The organism is Floridaenema evergladense BLCC-F167 (genome assembly GCF_041929205.2).
GTDB classification, from domain to species: Bacteria; Cyanobacteriota; Cyanobacteriia; order Cyanobacteriales; family Aerosakkonemataceae; genus Floridanema; species Floridanema evergladense.
Window position 1 is genome coordinate 5,645,642 of sequence record NZ_CM171625.1, and the last position, 23,736, is coordinate 5,669,377.

General features: G+C 38.9%; 22 protein-coding genes. 14 read left to right on the forward strand and 8 right to left on the reverse strand.

The genetic code is table 11. From position 1 onward, the window contains the following. The first annotated feature begins 51 nt into the window (after nt 1–51). The 7 genes from ispG to ACE1CA_RS27125 all read left to right on the forward strand — a co-directional run bounded on the left by ispG (nt 52) and on the right by ACE1CA_RS27125 (nt 10,342). Entirely contained in the window at nt 52–1,266 is a 1,215-nt protein-coding gene (ispG, locus tag ACE1CA_RS27095) for a (E)-4-hydroxy-3-methylbut-2-enyl-diphosphate synthase (RefSeq protein WP_413280658.1), read from the forward strand. Nucleotides 1,267–1,397: 131 nt separating this feature from the next. Continuing rightward, nucleotides 1,398–2,696 (forward strand): carboxyl-terminal processing protease CtpC, encoded by a 1,299-nt coding sequence (gene ctpC / locus ACE1CA_RS27100; RefSeq protein WP_413280659.1) that lies wholly within the window; start codon nt 1,398–1,400, stop codon nt 2,694–2,696. A gap of 454 nt (nt 2,697–3,150) precedes the next feature. After that, nucleotides 3,151–5,199 carry an elongation factor G gene (locus ACE1CA_RS27105; protein ID WP_413280660.1) on the forward strand — a complete coding sequence of 683 codons (2,049 nt, stop codon included), beginning with the start codon at nt 3,151–3,153 and terminating at the stop codon, nt 5,197–5,199. Nucleotides 5,200–5,438: 239 nt separating this feature from the next. Next, the gene (locus ACE1CA_RS27110; RefSeq protein ID WP_413280661.1) at nt 5,439–6,824 is read left to right on the forward strand and encodes a DNA cytosine methyltransferase; all 1,386 of its coding nucleotides are present in this window, start codon (nt 5,439–5,441) and stop codon (nt 6,822–6,824) included. Continuing rightward, complete coding sequence (locus tag ACE1CA_RS27115; protein ID WP_413280662.1) at nt 6,821–7,693, forward strand: PmeII family type II restriction endonuclease; 873 nt, start codon at nt 6,821–6,823, stop codon at nt 7,691–7,693. Before ACE1CA_RS27110 ends, ACE1CA_RS27115 begins: the two co-directional genes overlap by 4 nt. Before the next feature lie 336 nt (nt 7,694–8,029). Beyond that, the gene (locus ACE1CA_RS27120) at nt 8,030–9,685 is read left to right on the forward strand and encodes an IS1634 family transposase (protein ID WP_413280663.1); all 1,656 of its coding nucleotides are present in this window, start codon (nt 8,030–8,032) and stop codon (nt 9,683–9,685) included. Nucleotides 9,686–10,024: 339 nt separating this feature from the next. Then, nucleotides 10,025–10,342, forward strand: a complete 318-nt coding sequence (locus ACE1CA_RS27125; RefSeq protein ID WP_413280664.1) for a DUF433 domain-containing protein — start codon at nt 10,025–10,027, stop codon at nt 10,340–10,342. A 93-nt stretch (nt 10,343–10,435) separates the two neighbouring features. Here the strand turns inward: ACE1CA_RS27125 and ACE1CA_RS27130 are convergent, their stop codons facing one another. Further along, complete coding sequence (locus ACE1CA_RS27130; RefSeq protein WP_486517553.1) at nt 10,436–12,025, reverse strand: mucoidy inhibitor MuiA family protein; 1,590 nt, start codon at nt 12,023–12,025, stop codon at nt 10,436–10,438. A gap of 83 nt (nt 12,026–12,108) precedes the next feature. Continuing rightward, nucleotides 12,109–13,077, reverse strand: coding sequence for a M48 family metallopeptidase (locus tag ACE1CA_RS27135; RefSeq protein ID WP_413280666.1), 969 nt, complete (start codon nt 13,075–13,077; stop codon nt 12,109–12,111). A gap of 217 nt (nt 13,078–13,294) precedes the next feature. On the opposite strand from ACE1CA_RS27135, the gene ACE1CA_RS27140 reads away from it, so the two are divergent. The 4 genes from ACE1CA_RS27140 to ACE1CA_RS27155 all read left to right on the forward strand — a co-directional run bounded on the left by ACE1CA_RS27140 (nt 13,295) and on the right by ACE1CA_RS27155 (nt 15,301). Further along, nucleotides 13,295–13,879 carry a Uma2 family endonuclease gene (locus ACE1CA_RS27140; RefSeq protein ID WP_486517554.1) on the forward strand — a complete coding sequence of 195 codons (585 nt, stop codon included), beginning with the start codon at nt 13,295–13,297 and terminating at the stop codon, nt 13,877–13,879. 100 nt (nt 13,880–13,979) lie between these two features. Next, nucleotides 13,980–14,564 (forward strand): Uma2 family endonuclease, encoded by a 585-nt coding sequence (locus ACE1CA_RS27145; protein WP_486517555.1) that lies wholly within the window; start codon nt 13,980–13,982, stop codon nt 14,562–14,564. A 51-nt stretch (nt 14,565–14,615) separates the two neighbouring features. After that, nucleotides 14,616–14,957, forward strand: a complete 342-nt coding sequence (locus tag ACE1CA_RS27150; protein WP_413281533.1) for a DUF433 domain-containing protein — start codon at nt 14,616–14,618, stop codon at nt 14,955–14,957. Then, entirely contained in the window at nt 14,954–15,301 is a 348-nt protein-coding gene (locus ACE1CA_RS27155; protein WP_413281532.1) for a DUF5615 family PIN-like protein, read from the forward strand. The genes ACE1CA_RS27150 and ACE1CA_RS27155 overlap by 4 nt, the downstream gene beginning before the upstream one ends. An 85-nt stretch (nt 15,302–15,386) precedes the next feature. Here ACE1CA_RS27155 and ACE1CA_RS27160 read toward each other — a convergent pair whose 3' ends face one another. The 3 genes from ACE1CA_RS27160 to ACE1CA_RS27170 are packed head-to-tail and all read right to left on the reverse strand — an operon-like array spanning nt 15,387 to nt 17,155. Then, nucleotides 15,387–15,524, reverse strand: a complete 138-nt coding sequence (locus ACE1CA_RS27160) for a photosystem II reaction center protein K (RefSeq protein ID WP_073592768.1) — start codon at nt 15,522–15,524, stop codon at nt 15,387–15,389. Between the two features lie 60 nt (nt 15,525–15,584). After that, entirely contained in the window at nt 15,585–16,706 is a 1,122-nt protein-coding gene (gene tgt / locus ACE1CA_RS27165) for a tRNA guanosine(34) transglycosylase Tgt (RefSeq protein WP_413281531.1), read from the reverse strand. Next, entirely contained in the window at nt 16,703–17,155 is a 453-nt protein-coding gene (locus tag ACE1CA_RS27170) for a hypothetical protein (protein WP_413281530.1), read from the reverse strand. The genes tgt and ACE1CA_RS27170 overlap by 4 nt, the downstream gene beginning before the upstream one ends. A 527-nt stretch (nt 17,156–17,682) precedes the next feature. Between ACE1CA_RS27170 and cobS the strand changes: the two genes are divergently transcribed. Both cobS and ACE1CA_RS27180 read left to right on the forward strand, forming a co-directional pair. Next, a complete protein-coding gene (gene cobS / locus ACE1CA_RS27175) occupies nt 17,683–18,486 on the forward strand; it encodes an adenosylcobinamide-GDP ribazoletransferase (protein ID WP_413281529.1) in 804 nt (267 codons plus the stop codon). Nucleotides 18,487–18,638: 152 nt separating this feature from the next. Then, complete coding sequence (locus tag ACE1CA_RS27180) at nt 18,639–19,358, forward strand: biliverdin-producing heme oxygenase (RefSeq protein ID WP_413281528.1); 720 nt, start codon at nt 18,639–18,641, stop codon at nt 19,356–19,358. Nucleotides 19,359–19,547: 189 nt separating this feature from the next. Here the strand turns inward: ACE1CA_RS27180 and ACE1CA_RS27185 are convergent, their stop codons facing one another. Then, nucleotides 19,548–19,832, reverse strand: coding sequence for a cupin domain-containing protein (locus ACE1CA_RS27185; RefSeq protein WP_413281527.1), 285 nt, complete (start codon nt 19,830–19,832; stop codon nt 19,548–19,550). A gap of 4 nt (nt 19,833–19,836) precedes the next feature. Continuing rightward, a complete protein-coding gene (locus tag ACE1CA_RS27190) occupies nt 19,837–20,151 on the reverse strand; it encodes a Mo-dependent nitrogenase C-terminal domain-containing protein (protein WP_413281526.1) in 315 nt (104 codons plus the stop codon). A gap of 316 nt (nt 20,152–20,467) precedes the next feature. On the opposite strand from ACE1CA_RS27190, the gene ACE1CA_RS27195 reads away from it, so the two are divergent. Then, nucleotides 20,468–21,502 (forward strand): tellurite resistance TerB family protein, encoded by a 1,035-nt coding sequence (locus ACE1CA_RS27195; RefSeq protein ID WP_413281525.1) that lies wholly within the window; start codon nt 20,468–20,470, stop codon nt 21,500–21,502. A 3-nt stretch (nt 21,503–21,505) separates the two neighbouring features. Here the strand turns inward: ACE1CA_RS27195 and ACE1CA_RS27200 are convergent, their stop codons facing one another. Continuing rightward, nucleotides 21,506–23,728, reverse strand: coding sequence for a GumC family protein (locus ACE1CA_RS27200; protein ID WP_413281524.1), 2,223 nt, complete (start codon nt 23,726–23,728; stop codon nt 21,506–21,508). Nucleotides 23,729–23,736 lie beyond the last annotated feature (8 nt).

The window sequence follows — 23,736 nt, forward strand, 5'->3', positions numbered from 1 at the left end:
TTCTGTGGCAACCTGAAAAACAGAGAGGAACAGCAAAGTAAAGAAAAGGTTATGCAAACACTGCCCAATCCCGCTACTACCAGTCAACCGGAATTTGATACCGTAATCAAACGGCGGAAAACTCGTCCGGTGAAAGTCGCTGACGTTACCATTGGCGGGGGCTACCCGGTGGTGGTACAGTCGATGATTAACGAAGACACGATGGATATTGATGGCTCAGTTGCCGCAATTCGTCGCTTGCATGAGATTGGCTGCGAAATTGTGCGCGTTACTGTTCCTAGTGTCGGTCATGCTAAAGCAGTTGGCGAAATTAAGCAAAAACTCCGGGAAACTTACCAAGATGTGCCTTTAGTCGCTGACGTTCACCACAATGGCATGAAAATTGCCTTGGAAGTCGCCAAATATGTGGACAAGGTGCGGATTAATCCGGGATTATATGTGTTTGAGAAACCCAGACCGGATAGAAGCGAATTTACTCAAAGTGAATTTGACGAAATTGGCGAAAAAATCCGCGAAACTTTAGAACCTTTGGTGGTTTCTTTGCGCGATCAAGGTAAGGCGATGCGAATCGGGGTTAATCATGGTTCGCTTGCTGAGAGAATGCTGTTTACTTACGGCGACACGCCGGAGGGGATGGTAGAATCTGCGATCGAATTCCTTCGCATTTGTGAATCCCTCGATTACCGTAACCTAGTAATTTCCCTGAAAGCTTCCCGCGTACCCGTGATGATTGCCGCTTATCGCTTGATGGCAAAGCGAATGGATGAACTGGGAATGGACTACCCTCTACATTTAGGTGTTACCGAAGCCGGGGATGGGGAATATGGCAGAATCAAGTCTACGGCGGGAATTGCCACTCTTTTAGCTGACGGCATCGGTGACACAATTCGCGTTTCCCTCACCGAAGCACCAGAAAAAGAGATTCCAGTCTGCTATAGTATTCTTCAGGCTTTGGGACTTAGGAAAACGATGGTCGAATATGTCGCCTGTCCTTCCTGCGGTCGTACCTTGTTCAACCTCGAAGAAGTGTTGCATAAAGTACGAGAAGCCACTAAACACCTGACTGGTTTGGACATAGCAGTAATGGGTTGTATTGTCAATGGCCCAGGAGAAATGGCAGATGCCGATTACGGTTATGTCGGAAAACAACCCGGTTATATTTCTCTGTATCGTGGCAGAGAAGAAATTAAAAAAGTCCCTGAGTCGCAAGGTGTGGAGGAGTTAATCAACTTAATCAAAGCAGACGGTCGTTGGGTTGACCCTTAACTACCGTGTCACAAAGTAAATATGCCATTAGCAAAATAGTCATAAGCACTGAACTTTGACTTAAGAAGCCTGTGCTAAATTGGGCTTAATTTGCAGAACAGTTTTTTTCCCTCCGGCTCAGTAAAAACAGTATGACAATAACTAGAAAAGGTCTTTTCGTAAGTGCGACAGCTGCGGTGTTAACGACTGTTGCTGTCACAGGCGCTGGTATTCATCTTTCCAGTCAAGCTTTTTTCAGAGAAAGTCCTAAAGAACTTGTTGATGAAGTTTGGCAGATTGTCGATCGCAGTTACGTAGATGGCACCTTTAACCAAGTAGATTGGCAAGCCATCCGTAACGAATACCTGAGCCGGACTTACGCTACTAAAGAAGATGCCTACAAAGCAATCCGGGAAATGCTGAAAAAGCTGGATGACCCCTACACCCGGTTTATGGACCCCCAAGAGTTTAAAAGTATGCAAATCGATACCTCTGGGGAATTGACAGGTGTGGGTATCCAGTTAACTCAGGATGAACAAACTAAGAAAATAGTTGTAATTGCTCCGATTGAAGGTACACCAGCTGCGAAAGCTGGGGTGCTTGCCAAAGATGAAATCGTCAAGATTGATGGCAAGAACACTTCAGGGATGAATGTCAACGATGTGGTTAACTTGATTCGCGGTCCAGTAGGTTCAGAAGTGAATCTGACTATTAAGCGGAAGAATCAAGAACAAACCTTTAAACTTAAACGGGAACGGATCGAAATTCACCCAGTACGTTACAACGCTCGTAAAGATGTACCAGGGGGATTGGGTTATATTCGTTTGAACCAGTTTAGCGCCAATTCTGCGCCAGAAATGCGTGCGGCGATTCAGGCTTTAGAAAAACAAAGCGTTGCTGGTTATATTTTGGATTTACGTTCTAACCCAGGTGGGTTGCTTTATTCCAGTATTGATATTGCTCGGATGTGGTTGAAAGAGGGATCGATCGTCTCAACGGTCGATCGTCAAGGCGAAAGCGAACGCCAAAAAGCCAACCATCGTCAATTAACCGATAAACCATTGGTGATTTTGGTTGATGGTGGATCTGCTAGTGCTAGCGAAATTCTCTCAGGCGCACTGCAAGACAACAATCGCGCCGTTTTGGTGGGAACAAAAACCTTTGGTAAAGGTTTAGTACAATCGGTAAGACCTTTGGGAGATGGATCGGGATTAGCAGTAACTATTGCTAAGTACTTCACCCCCAGCGGTAGAGACATTAATCACGCCGGAATTGCTCCTAACGTGGTGATTGAACTTTCCGACGCGCAAAAGCAACAGTTGGTGAAGAACCGCGACGCAATTGGCACCTTGCAAGATCCCCAATATGCAAAAGCTGTGGAAATTTTGCAACAACAAATCGCCAAACGTAACGGAGGATCTCGTCCAGCGACTACTTCTTCGCAGCAATAATTGTGCAGGGGAGCAGGGGAGCAGGGGAGCAGGGGTGCAGGGGTGCAGGGGAGCAGGGGAGCAGGGGAGCACAAGGCAGAAGATAAAAATTCTCCTTGTCAGCTTGTCCCCTTGTCTCCCAGTCCCTAGTCCCTAGTCCCCAGTCCCCAGTCCCTTTTTTTTATGATTGTAAATATAGAGAAATATTTTCAAATATTCATATTTGTTAAACCTAAATATAAAGCAAAACTAGCTTTTTGTGACAGTGTGTTAAATAGGGGTTAACCTCAGATGAAATCCGAGGTAACTTCACAGATAGGAGATTTATTGAAGGACAACTGGGCAAAAAAAATTTTAGATTTCCTTTGGATTTTAGTTAGGTCTAAAACCTAAAACTCAACAGAACAATTGCAAACGTTAGTAGATGCGACTGCTATAGGGATCAAGTAAAAGGGCAGTCGTAAAGGAGGATTTTATGAGCGAAAAAGTTGTTTCTAACTGCCGGAATGTTGCGATCGTAGGCCCTTATTTAAGCGGTAAAACTAGCTTGCTAGAAAGTTTATTATTCGTTACAGGTGCGATTTCGCGCAAAGGCAGTATCAAAGATAAAAATACTGTGGGAGATAGTTCTGCTGAAGCACGCGATCGCCAAATGAGTGTGGAAGTATCGGTAGCAAACACCAAATACGAAGGCATTAATTTCACATTTTTAGATTGTCCGGGTTCGGTAGAATTTGCTCAAGAAACTTGTAACGCTTTGATTGGTGTAGACGCAGCAGTGGTAGTTTGTGAACCAGCGTGCGATCGCGTCCTCACCCTCGCCCCCCTGTTCAAATTCCTCGACGACTGGGAAATTCCCCACTTGGTTTTCATTAACAAAATGGATCGGGCGAACAACAACTTCATGGATGTGTTGCACGCCTTGAAAGCTGTTTCTAGTCGTCCCTTAGTTCCGCATCAATATCCGATCGGTCAAGGGGAAAACCTGATCGGGTTTATTGACCTAGTAACAGAACAAGCTTATCATTATCATCCCGGTGCGCCAGCTGACCCCGTACTCTTCCCCGCAGAACTCAAAGAACAAGAACACGCCGCTAGGGAAGAAATGTTAGAAGAGTTAGCTAACTTTGACGATCGTCTACTCGAAGAACTCCTCGAAGAAATTGAACCGCCTCAAGAAGAAATAGTCGCCGACTTAAAAATGGAACTAGGTGCAGACTTAATTGTACCCGTATTCTTAGGAGTTGCCGAAAAAGACTTTGGCGTGCGACCCTTACTAGGAGCCCTCTTGCGCGAAGCCCCAGAACCAGACACAATCAAAGAACGGCGCGGAATTTCCCTCAAAGGCGAAGCACCCCTAGCCCAAGTATTGAAAACTTACTTCACTCCTCAAGGTGGCAAACTTTCTTTAGTCAGAGTTTGGCAAGGTGTTCTGACTGACGGTACAACTCTCAACGGTGTGCGTGCAGGTGGTTTATATCGTCTCACAGGTCAACAACAAACGGGAGTCCAAGAAGCGAAAGCTGGCGAAATTGTGGCTATTGGCAGGTTAGAGGGCATAAAAACGGGCGATACCCTCTCAACTAACAGCGGACAACCGGAGTCTGAGTTACCCAAGGCGGAACAGTTGACTCCGGTTTATGCTTTAGCGGTGACTGCGGAAAAACGCAACGATGAAGTTAAAATTAGTACGGCTTTTGCCAAGTTAATCGAAGAAGACCCCTCTTTAGCTTGGGAACAACATGGCGACACTCGCGAAGTTATCCTTTGGGGACAAGGTGATATTCACCTGCAAATAGCTTTAGACCGTTTGCGTCGCAAGTATAACTTGCCAATGGCGACACATTTACCGCAAGTTCCCTACAAAGAAACCATCCGCAAACCTGCTAATTCCGTACATGGACGCTACAAACACCAAAGCGGCGGACATGGACAATTTGGCGATGTTTACTTGGATATTAAACCTTTAAGTCGTGGCGAAGGTTTCAACTTTGATGAAAAAATTGTCGGTGGAGTAGTGCCCCGTCAATATATTCCTGGTGTAGAAACAGGCGTGCGCGAATATTTGGCACATGGGCCATTAGGTTTCCCAGTTGTTGATGTAGCAGTAACGCTAACTAATGGTTCTTATCACACGGTAGATAGTTCGGAACAAGCCTTTAAGCAAGCTGCACGTTTAGCAATGCAAGAAGGACTACCTCAGTGTCAACCTGTTTTGTTGGAGCCTATTACGGCGATCGAAATTTCCACTCCTAAAGATTTTACCGCAAAAGCCTTGCAATTGCTCACTGGGAGACGGGGACAAGTGTTAGGTTACGAAGCAAAAGATGGTTGGAAAGGTTGGGATAAAATCTCAGCTTATTTGCCACAAGCGGAAATGCGTGACTTTATTATTGAGTTACGCAGTCTGACAATGGGTGTAGGTTTCTTTAATTGGAAATACGACCATTTGCAAGAAGTACCAGATAAAGTTGCCGAAAAAGTTGTGGCAAGTAACGCTAATGGTAATGGGAACAGCAAATAACTTCTAGCAAAGTCCGATATTCATCTGTGTTTTTAACATTAGGAATATTGGGCTTTACTCAGAATTTTCATGATTATACCCCTGGAAACTGGATTGTGGGAAGTGCGATCGATTTTCCGGGGTTTATTCTCAGAAGGGAGTGCTAACCTAATTTTCATTTGTCTAGATTACATTAATTGACAATTATAAAATTTATAGTAAAATTTATATTAAATTTGTATAAATTTCTTTAACTTCAAATGAAAAGTATTACTGAGGAAGTGTGTTATGTTAAACAATTAGAATTGTTTCATCCCTTTAAATACACTTATGAAAAATTTGACTTTACCTTTATAGATTTATTTGCTGGTATAGGAGGTTTTAGAATTGCCTTAGAAGAACTAGGAGGTAAATGTTTAGGCTATTCAGAAGTTGATAAAGAAGCTATAAAAGTTTATGAGAGTAATTTTAAGAATTTACCAGAAGCAAGTTTAGGAGATATTCGTAAAATAAATAAGTTACCCTTTGAAGTAGATGTAGTAGTTGGTGGTGTTCCTTGCCAACCTTGGTCTGTAGCGGGTAAACTCAAAGGATTTGAAGATCCTAGAGGTAAACTTTGGTTAGATACTATTAGAGTTGTGGAAATAAATAAGCCGAAAGTTTTTATCTTTGAAAATGTCAAAGGCTTAATAGAACCAATTAATAGAAAAAGTTTTGAATATATAGTTAACTATTTTGCAATAATAGGTTACTCTGTTAAGTCGCAATTACTGAATTCTTATGACTTTGGAGTTCCACAAAATAGGGAAAGAGTTTTTATAGTAGGAATAAGAAATGATTTAGAACACCATAAAAACTTTTCTTTTCCCGAACCCTTAGAAATTAAACCTAAATTATATAGCTTTATTGAAGGAGTACAGCATTGCAGTAAATTTAGCAAAAGCAAATTAGCCGCAGAAATTTTGTTTGGTGAAAAGATACCGCGTTCCAGAAATCGTTTTCAAAAAAATGATGAACTAAATGATTTTTTTATTTTTTGTGATACAAGAGATGGTCACACTACTATTCATTCATGGGATATCATTAGGACTAGCGAAAGAGAAAAGTTGATCTGCTATACAATTCTAAAAAATAGAAGAAAAAAGCAATATGGTGCAAAAGACGGAAATCCTTTATCCTTTGAAGTTTTAGCACAATTAATCCCAAAGCTTAAACAAAAAGAACTAAATAAGCTTATTGAAAAAAATATTCTTCGTTATATCGAAAATGAAGGATACGAATTTGTCAATTCTAAAAACTCTACAGGAATCAACGGTGTTTATAGAGTATTTCTACCTCATTCCGATATTATCCCTACTTTGACAGCTACAGGTAATAAAGACTATATAGCCAAGATTTCTATAGAAGGATGTGAAAATCCTGAAGAGTATAAAAATAAATTTATTAAAGAGATTTACAAAAAAAAGAAATTCAAGCCTATTTCTGCTAAAGACGCTGGTAGATTGCAAGGTTTTCCCGATTGGTTTATTATGGCTGAAAATGAAGATACAGCCAAAAAACAATTTGGAAATGCTGTTCCGATTCCAGTAGTTTATCACCTAATGAAAACATTATTAAACCAAGTTAAATTTGACAAAAAATTATGATTCCAGACAATAAACGCACTGAGATATTAGATAAATTTAAAGCTTTTTTTAGAGATGAAATTATCAATAATCATAGAAAAAATACTTTAAAGCTCAAAAGACTTCAAGAGTTTAAAATAAATCCTTTTTTATGGTTTTACTTAGCTAAATATTTGACTGGTGATACATCGCCAGTTAGCATCGCCAAAATTTTAATATATCCCAGAGTTCTTGGTACATCTATAACTACTACATTTGGGACAGCAATGCAAAAGTTTATATCTACAGTCCTTGAAGGTTTTGGTTCCACAACGCCTGGGATTGATATAGAGTTTGTAGACCAAATTGATTTTACAAAGAAATATTGTCAATTGAAATCAGGCCCAGATTCAATTAATAGAGATGATGTAACTACCATCAAAAATCATTTCCGAGAAGCAAGAAATAGAGCAAAAACTAATAATCTTAAAATTAGCTCTGATGACTTTGTTTTTTGTACAATCTATGGGGAAAGAAGTGAAATGAATTCTTTTATTTTAGAACTGTCAAGAGATTATACAGTGTATATGGGTAAAGAATTTTGGTATAGATTGACAGGCGAGGAAGCATTTTACAATAGATTGATAAATGCCATAATTGAGATTGTAGATGAGATGGATATGCTATCAATTGTTGAAAAAGTTATAGAAGATTTAAGTAAGGAAATATCTAGTAAAGTTACTACTTCTAATCTAAATCAGTCTCAGACTCCTAAGCTTCAACAATCCCAGGATAAAACTAAAATAGAAACAGTTAATAAATTAAGGCTGTTTGGCTTGAGTGATGAGCAAATTGCTGAGGCGTTAGAGTTAAATTTGGATGAGGTTAAACAAGTAGATTTAGAGGATTGATGCTGTTATGGTGAAGTGCGATCGCGCATAAAATAAAAAAACCAACTCAACCAAGCAATCATAATGACTCTTACAACCCACATTCCGCACCCTCAACTGTCACAGATCATAAAAAGCGAATTTGATAGTACAGAAGAACTAAAGACTAACCAGAGTTAAGAAGGTTAATGCTAATAATTAGCATTAAGTGGTGGAAATGGGTCAAAAGGTAAATTTTGTGTTTCAGACAACAAAAATTGGGGAACAAGGAGCTAAATGAAAAGTTGAAAAAAATTGATTGCTCACAACCAGAGAAATGGGAAAATTACCTATAAAGTTGTGGAGAATTAGGTTGTGATGTTAAGTAATCAAGAAATTCTGATTCAAAACTTAGACCATTTAGGTATAGTAGCAGGAATCGTAGACGCAATCGGGATAGTAGAAATTATCAATGAATTAATCGGTGAAGAATCAGGAGAAAAAGTAAGTCCTGGTCAGGTGGTCAAAGCAATGATTTTAAATGGATTAGGATTTGTATCTCAACCGTTATATATGTTTCCTAAGTTTTTTGAAAACATTGCCTGTGAACACTTGATAGGAACTGGAGTCAAGCCAGAATATCTCAATGATGATAAACTGGGGAGAATCATGGATAAGCTATTTAGCAAAGGGCTAGATACAATATTTTTAGTAATTGCCTTAAATGCAGCTAAAAAATTTAACGTATCTTTGTCATCATCACATCTAGATTCATCCTCGATGCACGTACATGGAGAATACAATTCGAGTTTACCCGAAGTAAGTTTTGTAAATCAACCAACAGTCAATGCACAAACGCCAGAAGAATTAGCAGTAAAATCACCCAAAGAAATAACCATAACATACGGTTATTCCCGTGACCACAGACCAGATTTAAAACAATTTATTATAGAGCTAATATGTACAGGAGATGGAGATATACCAATCTTTTTGAAATTAGCATCGGGAAATCAAGCTGACTCATCATGCTTTGGTCAAATAGCAGTAGACTATCAAAAACAACTAGAAGTTGATAGTCTCATAGTTGCAGACTGTGCTTTATATACGGAAACAAATATTAAGTTGATGTCAGATTTACGCTGGTTGTGTCGCGTACCTTTAAGTATAAAATCAGCGCAATCATTAGTATCAACCTTACCAGAATCAGAATTCGTTCCTAGTACTTTGACTGGATATAAATTTCGAGAAACAACAGCAACTTATGCCGGAGTAGAGCAAAGATGGCTGGTAGTGCAGAGTGAAGCTAGAAGGGAATCAGACTTACGAAAGCTGTCCCAAAAAATTGAATTAGCTCAAGCCAAAACCTTAAAGGAATTGAAACAGTTATCCCAAGATAAATTTGCTTGTGAGGCTGATGCAATCAAGGCATTAGCCAAACTGTCGAAAACGTTTAAATATCATCAAATAGAGTCGAGTAAAGTTACTGAAATTACTATAAATAAACCAGGTAATCCACCAGAAAAAGCTTACTCTATCTGGGCTACAGTTTGCCGGAATGAAGCTAAAATTAACAGCGATGTTCTGAGTGCCGGACGTTTCATTATTGCCACAAATGTTTTAGACTCAACTGTACTCAGCAATGATTCAATGCTTATAGAATATAAAGCTCAACAGTCTTGTGAGCGGGGATTTGGCTTTCTGAAAGACCCATTATTTTTTGCCGATAGTATCTTTCTCAAAAGCCCGGAAAGAATTGAATCATTAGCCATGATTATGGGTCTATGCTTGCTGGTCTATACACTGGCACAAAGACAATTACGAGCCGCTTTATCTAAATCCAAATCTACCATTAAAAATCAGTTGGGTAAAGCTACTAACCGTCCCACTTTAAGATGGATATTTCAATGTTTCCAGTCAATTCATTTAGTTCTACTTAATCAGGAACTTCACATTTCTAATTGGACTCAAGATAGAGATTTTATCCTGGATTTATTACCAGATGATTGTCTTCGTTACTATAAGTTAAATACCTAATTTTTTTGTCTGTTTATTTAACAATTAATTCATTTTACTGATTACCAAGAGCTAGTTGCTTTTACGAGTAGCTCTCCTTTATTGAGTCAAAAAATCCGGTGGCTTAAGAGCATATATTAGGTTAACTGATTATTTAGACATTCAATATCCTCATTCATTTATCAAATAACTAGAGATCTGCAACGGATTCTTATTGCTACTTATTGAGAATAGGTTTTGATGCCATTCTGGATTATTTAGGGCTACTCAAATGTCTTTTTTGACTGAATATGTCTCTTTTTACTCTTGTTTAGCCTTCTTTTCTCCGTAATTTCCGATTGTGACAGTTGAGGGTGCGGAATGTGGGTTACAACCACAGAATATAAATATATAGAATTAGACGATCGCAATATCCCGATCGTCGCTGGAACTACAATGAAAGTTATCGAATTAGTAACAGGACAAATTGCTTACGGGTGGAGTCCCGAAGAACTCCATTTTCAACATCCCTATTTAACCATGAGCCAAATTTATTCAGCACTAGCTTATTACTGGGATCATAAAGAAGAACTCGATGCAGATATACAACAGCGAGAAGAATATGCGGCAAATTTACGCAAGCAAGCTGGAGAATCTCCTCTTGCGAAAAAACTCCGCGCAAAGGGGATAATTAAGTAAGTAAATTCTTGGTAAAGCGCAATATTTTTGATTTTAAAAACGCAGATGAACGCAGATGAACACAGATGTAAGCGATAGCCTTCCCGTAACTCACTAAATATCTAAACTCTCTACTGTAATTTCAGTAGAATGCTCAATAGTAAACTGATAATAAATTTCCCGTTTAATTTGCCGTTTTCCCTTTGGTTTTAAATTAAGTAACCATTCTAATTGTCCCATTTCTCCTAGATGAATTTCTGGCTTTGTACTAAGCAACCTAACTTTTACTTTCTCATCGCGACTAACTGGCAATTGGACAATCAATCTCAGTTTAACTTTTTCTGTTTTTAAATTAAGCACTGTCAATTTATAACCATAAGTAGTGCGACGATAGTTACCAATTATCTCGATATTTCGTTCTACTAAATCTTGCTCAATTTTTAAATCTTGGTCAATACCCAAATTTAATTTAAACTCTTGTTCAGGCTCAATATTTTCTAATTCGGTAGTGCCAATCAAAGCATTATCAAAAAAGATATTAGCTTTTCCTGGTAAGAAAGTTAAATTTGTACTGTTAGTAACTGTTGCTTCTAAGTAAGCAAAACTCATTTGTCGAGGTATGGCAATATATTCTTTACGACAAGGTAAATTTTGATTAAGAACAGTAACTTTATGGGGTGTACCATCTGAAAGAATAGTGTAATTTTTATTGAGGTAAAATGTAACTACACCTATAGATTTAGTTGTGCGATCGACTAGTTTCTGTAATCGCACTAAATCTTGTTTTTTGTCAGTATCATTCCCTTCTGCTAATAAAGCTTCTAACTCAGCAAAATCATCATTAGTTTGGAGATTTCTCTGCGAACAAAAAGGAAGCTTATAACCAGTAATATACCAAGGTTCTAATTTTATTGGTTGAGTAACTAAAGTTGGTTTAGCTGTGGAAAGAGTGAGATTAACATCTGTCCAATCTTCTCCAGTTTTTTGCCTAATTTCTGCTAAACAAGTAAGATTTATTTCTTTGCCATTGCTATTACTTCGTAAGTCATAAAATGGTGTCCAATTAACCTGACTGACGAGATAAGTAATTTCTAATTCACAATCTTTAGGAAAAGGTGTTTCTAAGGTAATTACAATGTTAACGCTGCTGTGAATTTGTTTAGAAACAGGCTGCTGTAATTGTTTTAATTGTTGATTTAATATTTCTAAACGCTTTTCTATTTCTGTTAGTTGTTTTTCATTTTCAGAAATGCTTTGGGCATAATTTTGATAAGATTTACCCAGGAAGTCAAGTAATTCTTGAACTTCGTTAAGATTAATTGGTTCAGAAGTTAAATTACTAGTGAATCTGTCTACAGATCTCTCGCTAAAATTTTGAATAAAAACCTGTTGTAATTGGACTGAGTTTATTTTATCTTCTAGAAAGCGTCTTTGTTCTTCTAATTGTCGAATTTTTCCTAAAATTTGATTAGTTCTTTGCTGTAATGAGTCATTAGCAAATGTCCGTTCTGTATGCACTGCTAATAGTTGTATTTCTGCATTACCTAAACATCTTGCTGTTACAGAATCAGCCTGAACAGTTAGGGGTAGATTGTCGATCGCAATCTCCTGCTGTCCACCCTTTAAACTAAACTTACCCCGCCTAGTAACTAAGGCTTGGTTATCATAAACAGTGACTTCACAAATTTTACACTCATTTGTCATTTGTCATTCGTCCTTGGTAATAGAATAGTTGGCAAGAGCTAAATTATTATTCCCATTACCAACTACCAACTACCCATTACCTATTACTGAGGTTTCTTTTTAATGCGATCGATCTCTTTCTGCAACTCCTCTATTTGACGGCGCAAAATTTCCTCTTGACTTGTCGGTGTTTCCGCTTTTACATCAACTGCACCTTCGGCGGCAGATTTTTGATAATTACCGTTACGAATTTGGTGATATTGATCGGAACCAGACCATTGTTGTAAATGGCTAATGCGTTCTACTAAAAAAGGATGGCTGAGAAAAACGCCTTGAGCTAGGTTATTATAGAGCAGGAATTTATAAACTTGGTTCAGTCCGTCTTCATCTAAATTCTGATATCTTTGTGATTGTTGAATAAATTCCGGTAGACTGCATTCATTACCATATTTGAGACTACCACCAGCTAATTTCATCATTGACATTAAAACTGGATTAAGTTGATCGGTTACTAATAAAGCAGCGCGATCGGCTGACAATTCCGATCGTCTTTTCCACTCATAAAAAGCATAAATCAAACCACCACTAATCAAATTACCCAAACCAAAGGTCATTTCGCCAATAAACGAAGCCGTACTAATCGCCCAAAGCGCCATTTGAGTTAAGATAGTGTGACCACATTTAATATGTCCTAATTCATGGGCAATTACCGATCGAATTTCAGCTTCACTCATCAAATCTAAAAGTGCCGAATTTAGTACAATTGAAGGATGTTCTTGACCTAAAGCATAAGCGTTAGCTAAAGGATATTGACTAATAAATATAGCTGGTTCTGGGTAAATATCTAAATCTTTTACACATTCGCGAAACATTTGATAAATGGTAGAATATTGCCTTGGCCCAACTTGAATACTGTTACCCAGATGATAAACAAATTGGGGACGTTCGTAGAGAAACTCGACAAATTTGCTGGCGATCAGATCGAAGCCAGGTAAATTGCGGAGAGTTTCTTCGGCTTCGCGATCGAGCGGATGACGAAAAGCTTCGCTGGAGATTCCTTTATAAGTTGGCATAGTGATTCGATTTTCTGCGGCATTTTATTTAACTATTGCTAGTTTAGCTTGTTAAATGGCTTTTATGGGTTCAAGGTCATTTTAACCAAGTCTAGGTAAAACTGGGAATGTTTAAAGGAAAAACACAATCAACAAAAATTTTAATAGATGTAAGTTATAATTGATAAAAATCATTTTGATTGTAATTTCCAAATTAAAAAACTTCTAAAACATTACTATGTTCCCCACCATAAAAGATAAAGTCCGTTGGACAACTGCCGATTTGGAGCTATTCCCCAATGACGACAAACGCTATGAAATAATTAATGGAGACTTATTTGTGACTAGCGCACCTGACTGGAAGCATCAAAATGTTGCTGACAATATTTGTACTGAATTAAAGTTATGGTCGAGACAGACAGGATTAGGAGATGCAGCAACAACTCCGGGAATTATTTTCACAGATGCAGATAATGTAATTCCTGATGTAGTTTGGGCAAGTAAAGAAAGGTTAGCAGAAATATTAGATGAAGCTGGACATTTAACAGGTGCGCCAGAATTAATTATTGAAGTTCTCTCTCCCGGAGAAGTGCAGGAAAAAAGAGACCGAGAATTAAAATTAAAACTGTATTCATCTCAAGGAGTTCGAGAATATTGGATATTCGATCGCCAACAAATCAAAATAGAAATTTATCGTCGGGAAAACGGAATTTTAAGATTAGCTGTAACATTATATCGAGAAGATAATTTAACCAGTCCTCTTTTACCGGGATTTACTTGTCCTGTGGAACGATTATTTAGCAGCGTGATTCAGGGCGGTTAGTGTGTGCGATCGCCTAAAATATCATAAAATAAAGAAAGCTGGCTCTAATCAAAAAACATCTGAGCCAAAATTTAAATTACAAGCAATCTGGATTTCACCTATGTCTCCCACAATAGTAGATAAAGTAAGTTGGACAACTGCTGACTTGAAATTATTTCCAGACGATGGCAAACGCTATGAAATAATTAATGGAGACTTATTTGTGACTAGAGCACCTGACTGGAAACATCAAGAAGTATGCGTAAAAATTGCTACTGAGCTAGAAATTTGGTCAACTCAGACTAATAGCGGTAGAACTGCCTTCGCCCCTGGCATTATTTTCACAGATGCAGATAATGTAATTCCTGATGTAGTTTGGGCAAGTAAAGAAAGGTTAGCAGAAATATTAGATGAAGCTGGACATTTAACAGGTGCGCCAGAATTAATTATTGAAGTTCTCTCTCCCGGAGAAGTGCAGGAAAAAAGAGACCGAGAATTAAAATTAAAACTGTATTCATCTCAAGGAGTTCGAGAATATTGGATATTCGATCGCCAACAAATCAAAATAGAAATTTATCGTCGGGAAAACGGAATTTTAAGATTAGCCGTAACATTATATCGAGAAGATAATTTAACCAGCCCTCTTTTACCAGGATTTACTTGTCCTGTGGAACGATTATTTAGCAGCGTGATTCCAGGTAGTTAATCTGTGCGATCGCTTAAAATAAGCATTAATACAGCTATCAAAATAACCATCATGACTCAACTAACAAATACAAACTCTCAATTTACACCCACCGACCACAAATATGTACATCTCGATGCCAAGAATGTACCAATTATAGTTGGCAGCACTATGAAAGTAGTTGAATTAATCACCTCAGTTTACGCCTACGGTTGGAGTCCTGAAGAATTACACTTTCAATATCCTCATTTAAGCATGAGTCAAATTCACTCCGCCTTAGCTTATTACTGGGAACATAAAGCAGAAATTGACGCTGATATGGAAAGGCGAGAAGAATACGCTGCAAAGATGCAAAAAGAAGCAGGTGAATCTCCTGTATCTAAAAGACTCAGAGCACAAGGATTAATCAAATGAGTCTAGCTCTTTACATGGATGAAAACGTAGCTCGACAAATTACAACTGGATTACGTCAGCGAAATGTAGAGGTTCTGACAGTTCAAGAAGATGGGCTTACTAGCTTTCCCGATCCGATCATACTCGATCGAGCAACTGAACTTCAGCGCCTCTTATTTACACAAGACCAAGATTTTCTAGCAGAGGCTAACCGTCGTCAAGCGGAAGAAATAAACTTTTCTGGCATCGTCTATGCTCGTAAATCTATTATTTCCATCGGTGTTTGTGTGCGAGATTTGGAATTAATTGCTAAAGTGTGCGAACTTGAAGACTTTGCTAACCGAGTTCAGTATCTACCTTTATAATTGGAGCGATCGCAACAAAAAATGTGACTACCCGAAAATTCCGAGTAGCCACACAAATTTTTTTGAAATGAGACTATTAATCTGTTTATCTAAAACCAACAGCTGCTTGCCAAACGAAAGCCAACAGTAAGAAAAACACGGGGATAATCGGAAGAACATCCACCAGTGGATCGAACATCGAAAAAGCTTCAGGCAATTTTGCTAGTAAGAGCGCCGCTTCCATCAGTTAACCTTCCTTTCCAACACAGTTTTCAGAATTGCCATATATCTTAACATGACAAGGTTATAAAGATGATGCTGTTGGTGCCAGCCATTGAGCAAATTCTTCTGTAAAGCGATCGCGCAAAATTGCTTCTCTAATTCTTTGCGTAAAACGTACCAACTCAGTAATATTGTGAATTGACAGCAGCGTATAAGCTAAGATCTCGCGAGTTCGCACCAAATGACAGAGATAGGCGCGAGTGAAGTTCTGACAGGTATAACAATCGCAACTCTCATCCAAAGGCGTAAAATCTTCCCGAAATTGAGCGTTTTTCAAATTCCAACGCTCGCCACCCACCACAACCGTACCATGACGTGCCCAACGGGTAGGAATCACACAATCGAATAAGTCTACACCAGCGGCGATCGCTTGCACCATTTCCCGATAAGTTCCCACACCCATCAAATAGCGGGGTTTTTCCGCAGGTAACATCGGCGCAGTCGCCCTAACAATCTTCTCTATTAATTCTGGAGGTTCTCCTACACTCACGCCACCGATCGCATAACCTGGAAGATCTAACTGAGTCAAAGATATCGCAGCTTCCTGGCGCAAATCTAAAAACACACCCCCTTGCACAATCCCAAACAACGCCTGATCTTGACGTTGATGAGCAGCAATACACCGTTTTAACCAGCGATAAGTCCGTTCTGTCGCCAATTCTACATCTTCTCTCGTTGCTGGATAAGGCGGACATTCATCAAATGCCATGATTACATCCGCCCCTAGCGCGTTTTGGATTTGAATAGATTTTTCCGGCGTTAACTCAATAATTCTGCCATCTCGTGGCGATCGGAAAGTCACACCATTTTCCGTTATTTTGCGTAATTCGCTTAAACTAAAAACCTGAAAACCACCAGAATCTGTTAAAATTGGCCCATTCCAAGCCATAAACTTGTGCAAACCACCTGCACCAGCTACAATTTGCTCTCCTGGTTGCAAATGCAGATGATAAGTATTCGCTAGAATCATTTGCGCCCCTGTCGCCTGTAACTGTTGTGGTGTCACAGTTTTTACAGTTGCCAAAGTTCCCACAGGCATAAACCGAGGTGTTTCTACCTCACCATGAGGTGTCGAAAAAACTCCGGCTCTAGCTTGACTATTGGTACAGCAAGCTTGACAAACAAACGAAAAACTGCTAATCAAAACGTATCTTCACCTTCATCGTCAATCTGGAGATCCCACTTTGCTGAGAGTACTTGGTCTACTACTGCTTCCAAGTCAGAAGCATTTAGATTAGCACTAGAACGGTCTTGCAGAAGATTGGTTAGTGGAATCAACCTTAAGCGACGATGGTCTTGAACTAAATCGAAATAAGATTCGCCTTCTCCAGAGACTTGTAATTCTAAGTAATCAAAACTATCAACATTGAGGTAAAGTGCATGATTAGCTACCAGAGTGGAGCGTTGCGGATCGGAAAAGACTTCTAGGACATAGCCTTCACCCTGACTTTGTAAATTACCCTCGATGAGATGTATATAACGAACATAACGCAAATCCATCAGGAGTCGCCGCATATCTAGTTTATTGACTACAATTCCGGTATCTATAATGCAGGGAGCTGGTAGCCGTTTAGAAGATCGATCGTAAGTCATAACCAAAAATCCTCTTATCTAATGCGCCTTTATCTTGGCAAGGAAGTTGTATAACTAACAACAGGGGTGAAGCCCTACAGCCTCACTAAACTTTTAAATAGAATTTCGTCACCGATGAAATTTTGGTCTTACCGATGGGCATACTAAACTCAGAAGCCAAGAAAATCCTGTTCAGTAACCCAACTAATTAGGTAACGATTACCTACTACGATACGCCCGTAGTAGGATTTTTCTTTAAGGATGAGCCTTAACCCTAAATTAGGTGACGAGATCATCTTATCTTAGAATTTTTTAGTAACCCATCATCATATATACCGAAATTTCCGATCGACTTTTCCCAGTAATATATTAGGGCAGAGGAGCAGAGGAGATGGGGAGATGGGGAGATGGGGAGATGGGGGGATGGGGAGAGATCTGGAGCTAGAAACTCCCCCCACCTCCCTACCCCCCCATTCCCCCACTTCTTCCTCTCCCCCCACCCCCCCACCTCTTTTTCCTTGTCCCCCATTACCAATGACAAATGACAAATGACTAAGAACAAACATTGGACTAAACAGGTGTTGGGATTTTTGCAGCAGCAAACGGCGACTTTAGCAGCTGCGATCGCATTTTATACCTGTTTACCTGTGCCAAGTAGTTGGACGCTGGCATTTCGCGGCATCGCTCGCCTTGCACCTTTGATCGGAGTGATAATTGGGGGAATGTTGGGATTGTTAGATTCTGGTTTGCAGCTGTTGGGAATGCCAGTTTTAACCAAGTCGGTGTTAGTTATTTTAGCGGGAATTGGTATAACAGGTGGTTTGCACCTAGACGGGGCTATGGATACTGCTGATGGATTAGCTACACCCGATCCCAAACGGCGCTTAGAAGTGATGTCCGATAGTCTTACAGGGGCTTTTGGGGCGATGGCTGCGATCGCGATTATTCTACTCAAAACCGCTGCTCTGCATGATATTCAATCCCATCGTTGGTTAGCTTTAATGGCAGTAGCTGGTTGGGGACGTTGGGGACAGTTAGTGGCAATTATCTGTTACCCTTACCTCAAGCCTACTGGTAAAGGCGCAATTCATAAAGAATCAAATCTTTCTCCCCGTGACTTAATACCGGGACTATTGTTACTTTTAAGTTTGAGTGGATTTTTGTTAATTTTAGATAGCGATCGCTGGTTGATGTCGGCAGGAATGGCTTTTGGTGGCAGTGCGATCGCAGTTTTAACAGGTGCTTGGTTTAATTACAAATTAGGCGGACACACAGGCGATACTTACGGAGCAGTCGTAGAGTGGACAGAAGCCCTATTACTCTGTTTATTAGCCGGAATTTTTTCTAAGTAGTATTCCCAAAAGTACCTTCAATCCTCACAAGTTTGTAAAAAAACTTAATGAAAATTCTCATCAAATCAGTCTAATGTTGCTTTAAGGCAGGTTTTTTAAACCTTGGCAAAGATGACACGCTCCTCAAAAGATTTAAGGGAAAGTAATTTAGTATGAGCAGTAACTTAGCAACCAAATTGCGTGAAGGCACCAAAAAATCTCACTCAATGGCAGAAAATGTTGGTTTTGTCAAGTGCTTTTTAAAAGGAGTAGTAGAAAAGGAATCTTATCGGAAATTAGTAGCTAACCTCTACTTCGTGTATTGTGCGATCGAAGAAGAGATGGAAAAGCACAAAAATCACCCCATCCTCTCCAAAATTTACTTCAAGGAACTCAATCGCAAAAAAAGCTTAGAACAAGACCTCAGCTATTATTACGGTGCAAACTGGCGCGATCAAGTGGCTCCTTCTCCAGCTGCTCAAGCCTACGTGCAACGCATTCATGAAGTTTCGGAAAATGAGCCAGAATTGCTGATTGCTCAATCTTACACCCGCTATTTGGGCGACCTTTCCGGTGGTCAAATTCTGAAAAACATTGCGGTTCGGGCAATGAATTTAACTGATGGTGGTACTGCTTTCTACGAATTCAAGGATATCCCTGATGAGAAGGCTTTTAAAAATAATTATCGCCAAGCTTTGAATGAATTGCCGATCGATGAAGCTACTGCCGATCGCATTGTTGACGAAGCTAATGCTGCTTTTGGCATGAACATGAAAATGTTTATGGAATTAGAAGGTAATTTGATTAAAGCGATCGGGATGATGCTGTTCAACAGCTTAACCCGCAAACGCACTCGTGGCAGCACCGAAACTGAATTAGCAACTGCGGAATAAATGAGAGCAGTTCTGCATTAAATTTCGGGTTTGTTAGGAAATCTTACATTTTTTCTCACAATCCTGGAGGCTTGATGGTGGTTAGTTTAGCGATCGTCAAGTCCCCAGGATTGTAAGCTTTTCAGGGCTAAATTGTTCGTTCGTAGTAGCGACTTTAGTCGTACATTCCAGCTTTGTTGTACTCAATCTTTAGCCAAATTTATAATGTTTTCTTACGTCGCTTTTAATATTCCAAGTACAAGACATTCCAGCGGGAAAAGTGACTAAATCGCCTTTCTTTACTTGTACTGGTTCACCATTTACAGGTGTAACAATTACGTCGCCTTCTAATAAATAACAAGTTTCGGATTCATCGTAAGTCCAAGGAAACTCTGATACTTCTTTTGCCCAAATAGGCCATTTGGATACGCCTAATTGGTTGAGTTGTTCTTGACTCGGTTGATGAATTACTTTAATTTCGGTTGTACTTTGCATTGGTTTAGCTGATATCCATTCCACATTGATCAACTAAATAACAAAGGGCGCGAAAACGCAAGCCAACTAGTTGATCGTAAAGGGGATTGAGTTTGCACATGGGGGGAATGTGGGCGATTTTGCGATCGAACAATACGATATCGCGTTCAAAGGGACATTGCGCTGGAATCGCTTTGTAGATGAATTTGGCTAACTTGGGGTTGGAAATCTCCAGTCGATCAAACCATTGACGCAAGGGTTGAAGTAAATCAAATTGCTGAATCTTGGTTGTTTGTCGTTGTGCTATGGTGGCGCGATCGCTAATCAATATAGTATTCATAAGTTTTTCTTTTTGTTCAGTGCTTTTATCATCTTGATTATTAATATAACGGCAAATAGTATTTTTTCAATCAAGAAACAGATAAAAAGAATCAATCATTGGTTAAAGTTTTCATGAACTATAAGCAAAAGTTTTTTGGTAATTTTTGTTACTAAATCAATAGATCGAGAAAATAGATGAGATTTTACTGATAGAAACTCACTAATTTTTAATCAAAAAGTAGATAAAATATTAGCCTTGATGTAATGCTGTACTCTTGAATAAAAGTGAAAATTTGCTATAAATATCACAGCTGTAAAGATTGAGAGTAAAACTTATGGGCAAATATGATAGTATTTTCAATTCGGATAGATTGACAGAAATGCTGAGTCCAGAAGAAACTGTTGCAGCGATCGCTATAGTTGCTATTGAAGCAGTAAAACCCGATTACGATGATGCAGAATTAACAAAGTTAGAAAATATTCTTTGGGAATCAGACCTTTGTGCTGACTACGCAAAAGATGAAATATCGGAACTGGTCGATCGAATACTCGATATTGCCGAACAGGAAGATTTAGGAACATTATTTAATACTGCTTATCAATATCTACCAGATGATTTAACGCTAGATGCCTTTGAAGCCGCAGCAACTATGCTAGTAGACGGGGGAGAGGTAAGCGATGAAGGAGTAGAGTTTTTAACAGAACTGCAAATAGCTCTAGAAATTCCAGACGAACAAGCTCAAGAAATTATTGATGCAGTATTAGAAGATGTAGCAGAGATTGATGATTTAGAAATATCTGAATTTGAATATTATGATGCGCCAACAGGTAATTTTAGCGTACCAGTTCCCGTCGAGTTAGAAAAAGGTGGTAAGGTAGATTCCCAACCTGGAACGGTCACATTTTCTGATGATTTTGGCACTCTGTTAAGAATTGACTACTGGCAAGCGATCGATGTAGATGCAGAGGCAGAAAAAATTGAAAATTTAGGCAAAGAAAACTATCTCAAAGCTATTTTAGAGGAATACTTTTCTCAATCAATTGTGAATGGTATTCCTAATGCAAAAGTCATCTATGAACAATATCTAGCAGACCTGAATTTTGGCGCTTTCTTTGCCGTTGTGGATCTGCCAGAAGGCTCAACTATGACTGTTTCTCACAATAGTCAGCCTCCCATAAGGTTAAATGCTTATCGAGGAATAGTTGTTTTTGATGTGGATGATTATATGTATGTAGTCAGTTGTCAGCGTAATTTTCTTCATGATGAAGAACCTGGAGAAATTGAGGATGAAACTGAGGAATTAAAAGACCAACTTTACGAATTTGTTGAAAGCATAGAATTTCTCGATGAATTTGATGATGATTATTGATCTTCATCTCATTCTTGCCTGTAATAATTCCTGATTTTGTTGTAGGTAGGATGAGTAACCGTTACTAAATCCATCAGCACCATTAGCAACAACACCAATTACATTTAATTTATGCAACATATTGGTAGCTTGAGTTAATTCGGTGCGAGTAACTCTGCCAATGCGTCCAATTAATACTACACCACTGCAAAAAGATGCGGCTAAAATTGCGTCTACTATGCCTAAAACTGGAGGCGCATCTAACAATACTAAATCGTAAGATTGCTCAAAATTTGCCATTAATTCGCGCATTCTTTGCGAACTTAAAAGTTGTGCTGGATCGAGTGGAGTTGGCCCAGCAGTTAAAATCGAAATGTTATTATGTTGGCGAGATATTTGAATACTAGTTTCATCTCGCAGGGAAACATCACTGGTTAGTAATGTGGAAAGTCCGCGATCGTTCGGAATATTCAGTTCTTTATGTAAACTAGGACGGCGTAAGTCAGCATCAATTAATAATACTCTTTGATGTAAACGAGCAGCACTAATTGCTAAACCTAATGCGATCGCAGATTTACCTTCTCCCGCTAAAGCAGATGTAATAACCAGAGATTTTAAAGAACCAGCAGAATTTACTAATTGAATATTCTGATAAATTAAATCCAAAGCTTCTCGAAAAGGTTGCCAACTAATTAATTCAATAGTTGAAGAAGTTAAGATTGGTTGTTGACGGAAAGGTAAGTGAATAATTGGTTCCGTTCTAATATGAGGCGTTAACTGAGGGATGATTCCTAGTAATGGCAAATCAACTTGTTTTTTCAATTCATCAGAGGTGTGAACTGCATCATCAATCATTTCCCGGATAAAGGCAGCAATACCACCTAACATTAAACCAACGACTGCACCTAACAGCAAGTTACGCTTCAAACTCGGACCAATTTGCAAGCCTAATTGTGGTTCTTCTACCATTTGCCAATCAAAACCACCTCTGGCAATTTCTAAGCTTAAATCTTGTCTTGCTTTTAACAGTTGTTCCAGGGTTTCTCGATTCAGTTTTACTTGTGGTTCTAAGCGATTGTACTCTGATAACATCCCTGGAAAGCGCTGCAATTCTGTTTGAAGTTGCCGTGCTTTCTGGGTTAATGTTTGTACTCTTGCTTGCCATCCAAGTGCGTTAGTTTGTTCTTGTAAAAGTCTACTAGAAAGGTCAACATCAAGTTTGCCTAATTGTCCTTTTTCGAGCAAGTTACTATTAGTTTGGTTGGGGGTAACTTGATTATTACCTTGAACTATTTGTTGTTCTTTTTGGAGTAAAGCTAACTGTCTTTGACGTTGTTCTAATAAGTTTTGAATTGTCGGATTATCATCAGTAAAACGCTGACGTTCTTTAGCTAAGTCTAGTTCGATTTTTTGAATTTCGTTGAGTAAGGTTTGATAGCGTGTAGATTCACTGAGGCGGGAGGAAACTACGGCATCTTGTGGCGATCGTTTAACCTGTTGTTCTAATGTTTGAAATCTAGCTAAAGCTTCTTGGTATTGAGCGCGGGCGGTGCGAAGTTCGTATTGAACATCTTTTAATGATTCAATTAATGCTTTTGCTTGCAATTCCGGTTGAATCAGGTTTTGACTTTTCCGAAATTTGTCTAAAGCAGCTTCAGTACGGACAGTACTTTCACGTAATGATGGTATTTGAGCGTCAATAAAAGATAAACCTTTAGTTAACCGAAGTTGCTGTTGTTCGCGGTTATAATTTTGATAAACACTTTTAATAGTTTGCAGGACATTTTGAGTTTTGATTGGGTCATTATCTATATAAGTAACTTCAAATATTTTCGTGTTAACTTTATCTTCTTTTAATTGATTGACTACCAACGCATTTTTAATGTGTTTTACTGTAATTTTTGGGTACTGTGGACGGAGTAAATCCACTGCTTTTTGGATTAATTGCGAACTTCGCATTAGGTTAAGTTGTGTAGCGTAATCTATTTCTACATTGGAATCAGCAAAGTCATTTTCAGTGTTTTTAGAATCTTCTCGTTTTCCTTGATAGTTAGGCTCTACTAATAGCTGCATAGAGCTTTTATAAGTGGGTTTGGTGGTTAAAGTTATGATAGTAGTAATAGCTAAAACTACGGAGAGAACACTTAATAACCAATAACGGCGACGCATTAAAATTGCCAAAAGTTGCCCGTAACCTGGTTCGGTTTCAGCTGCCGGATTAAAGTTAGTTGCGTTTACGTTTACCATATTTAACC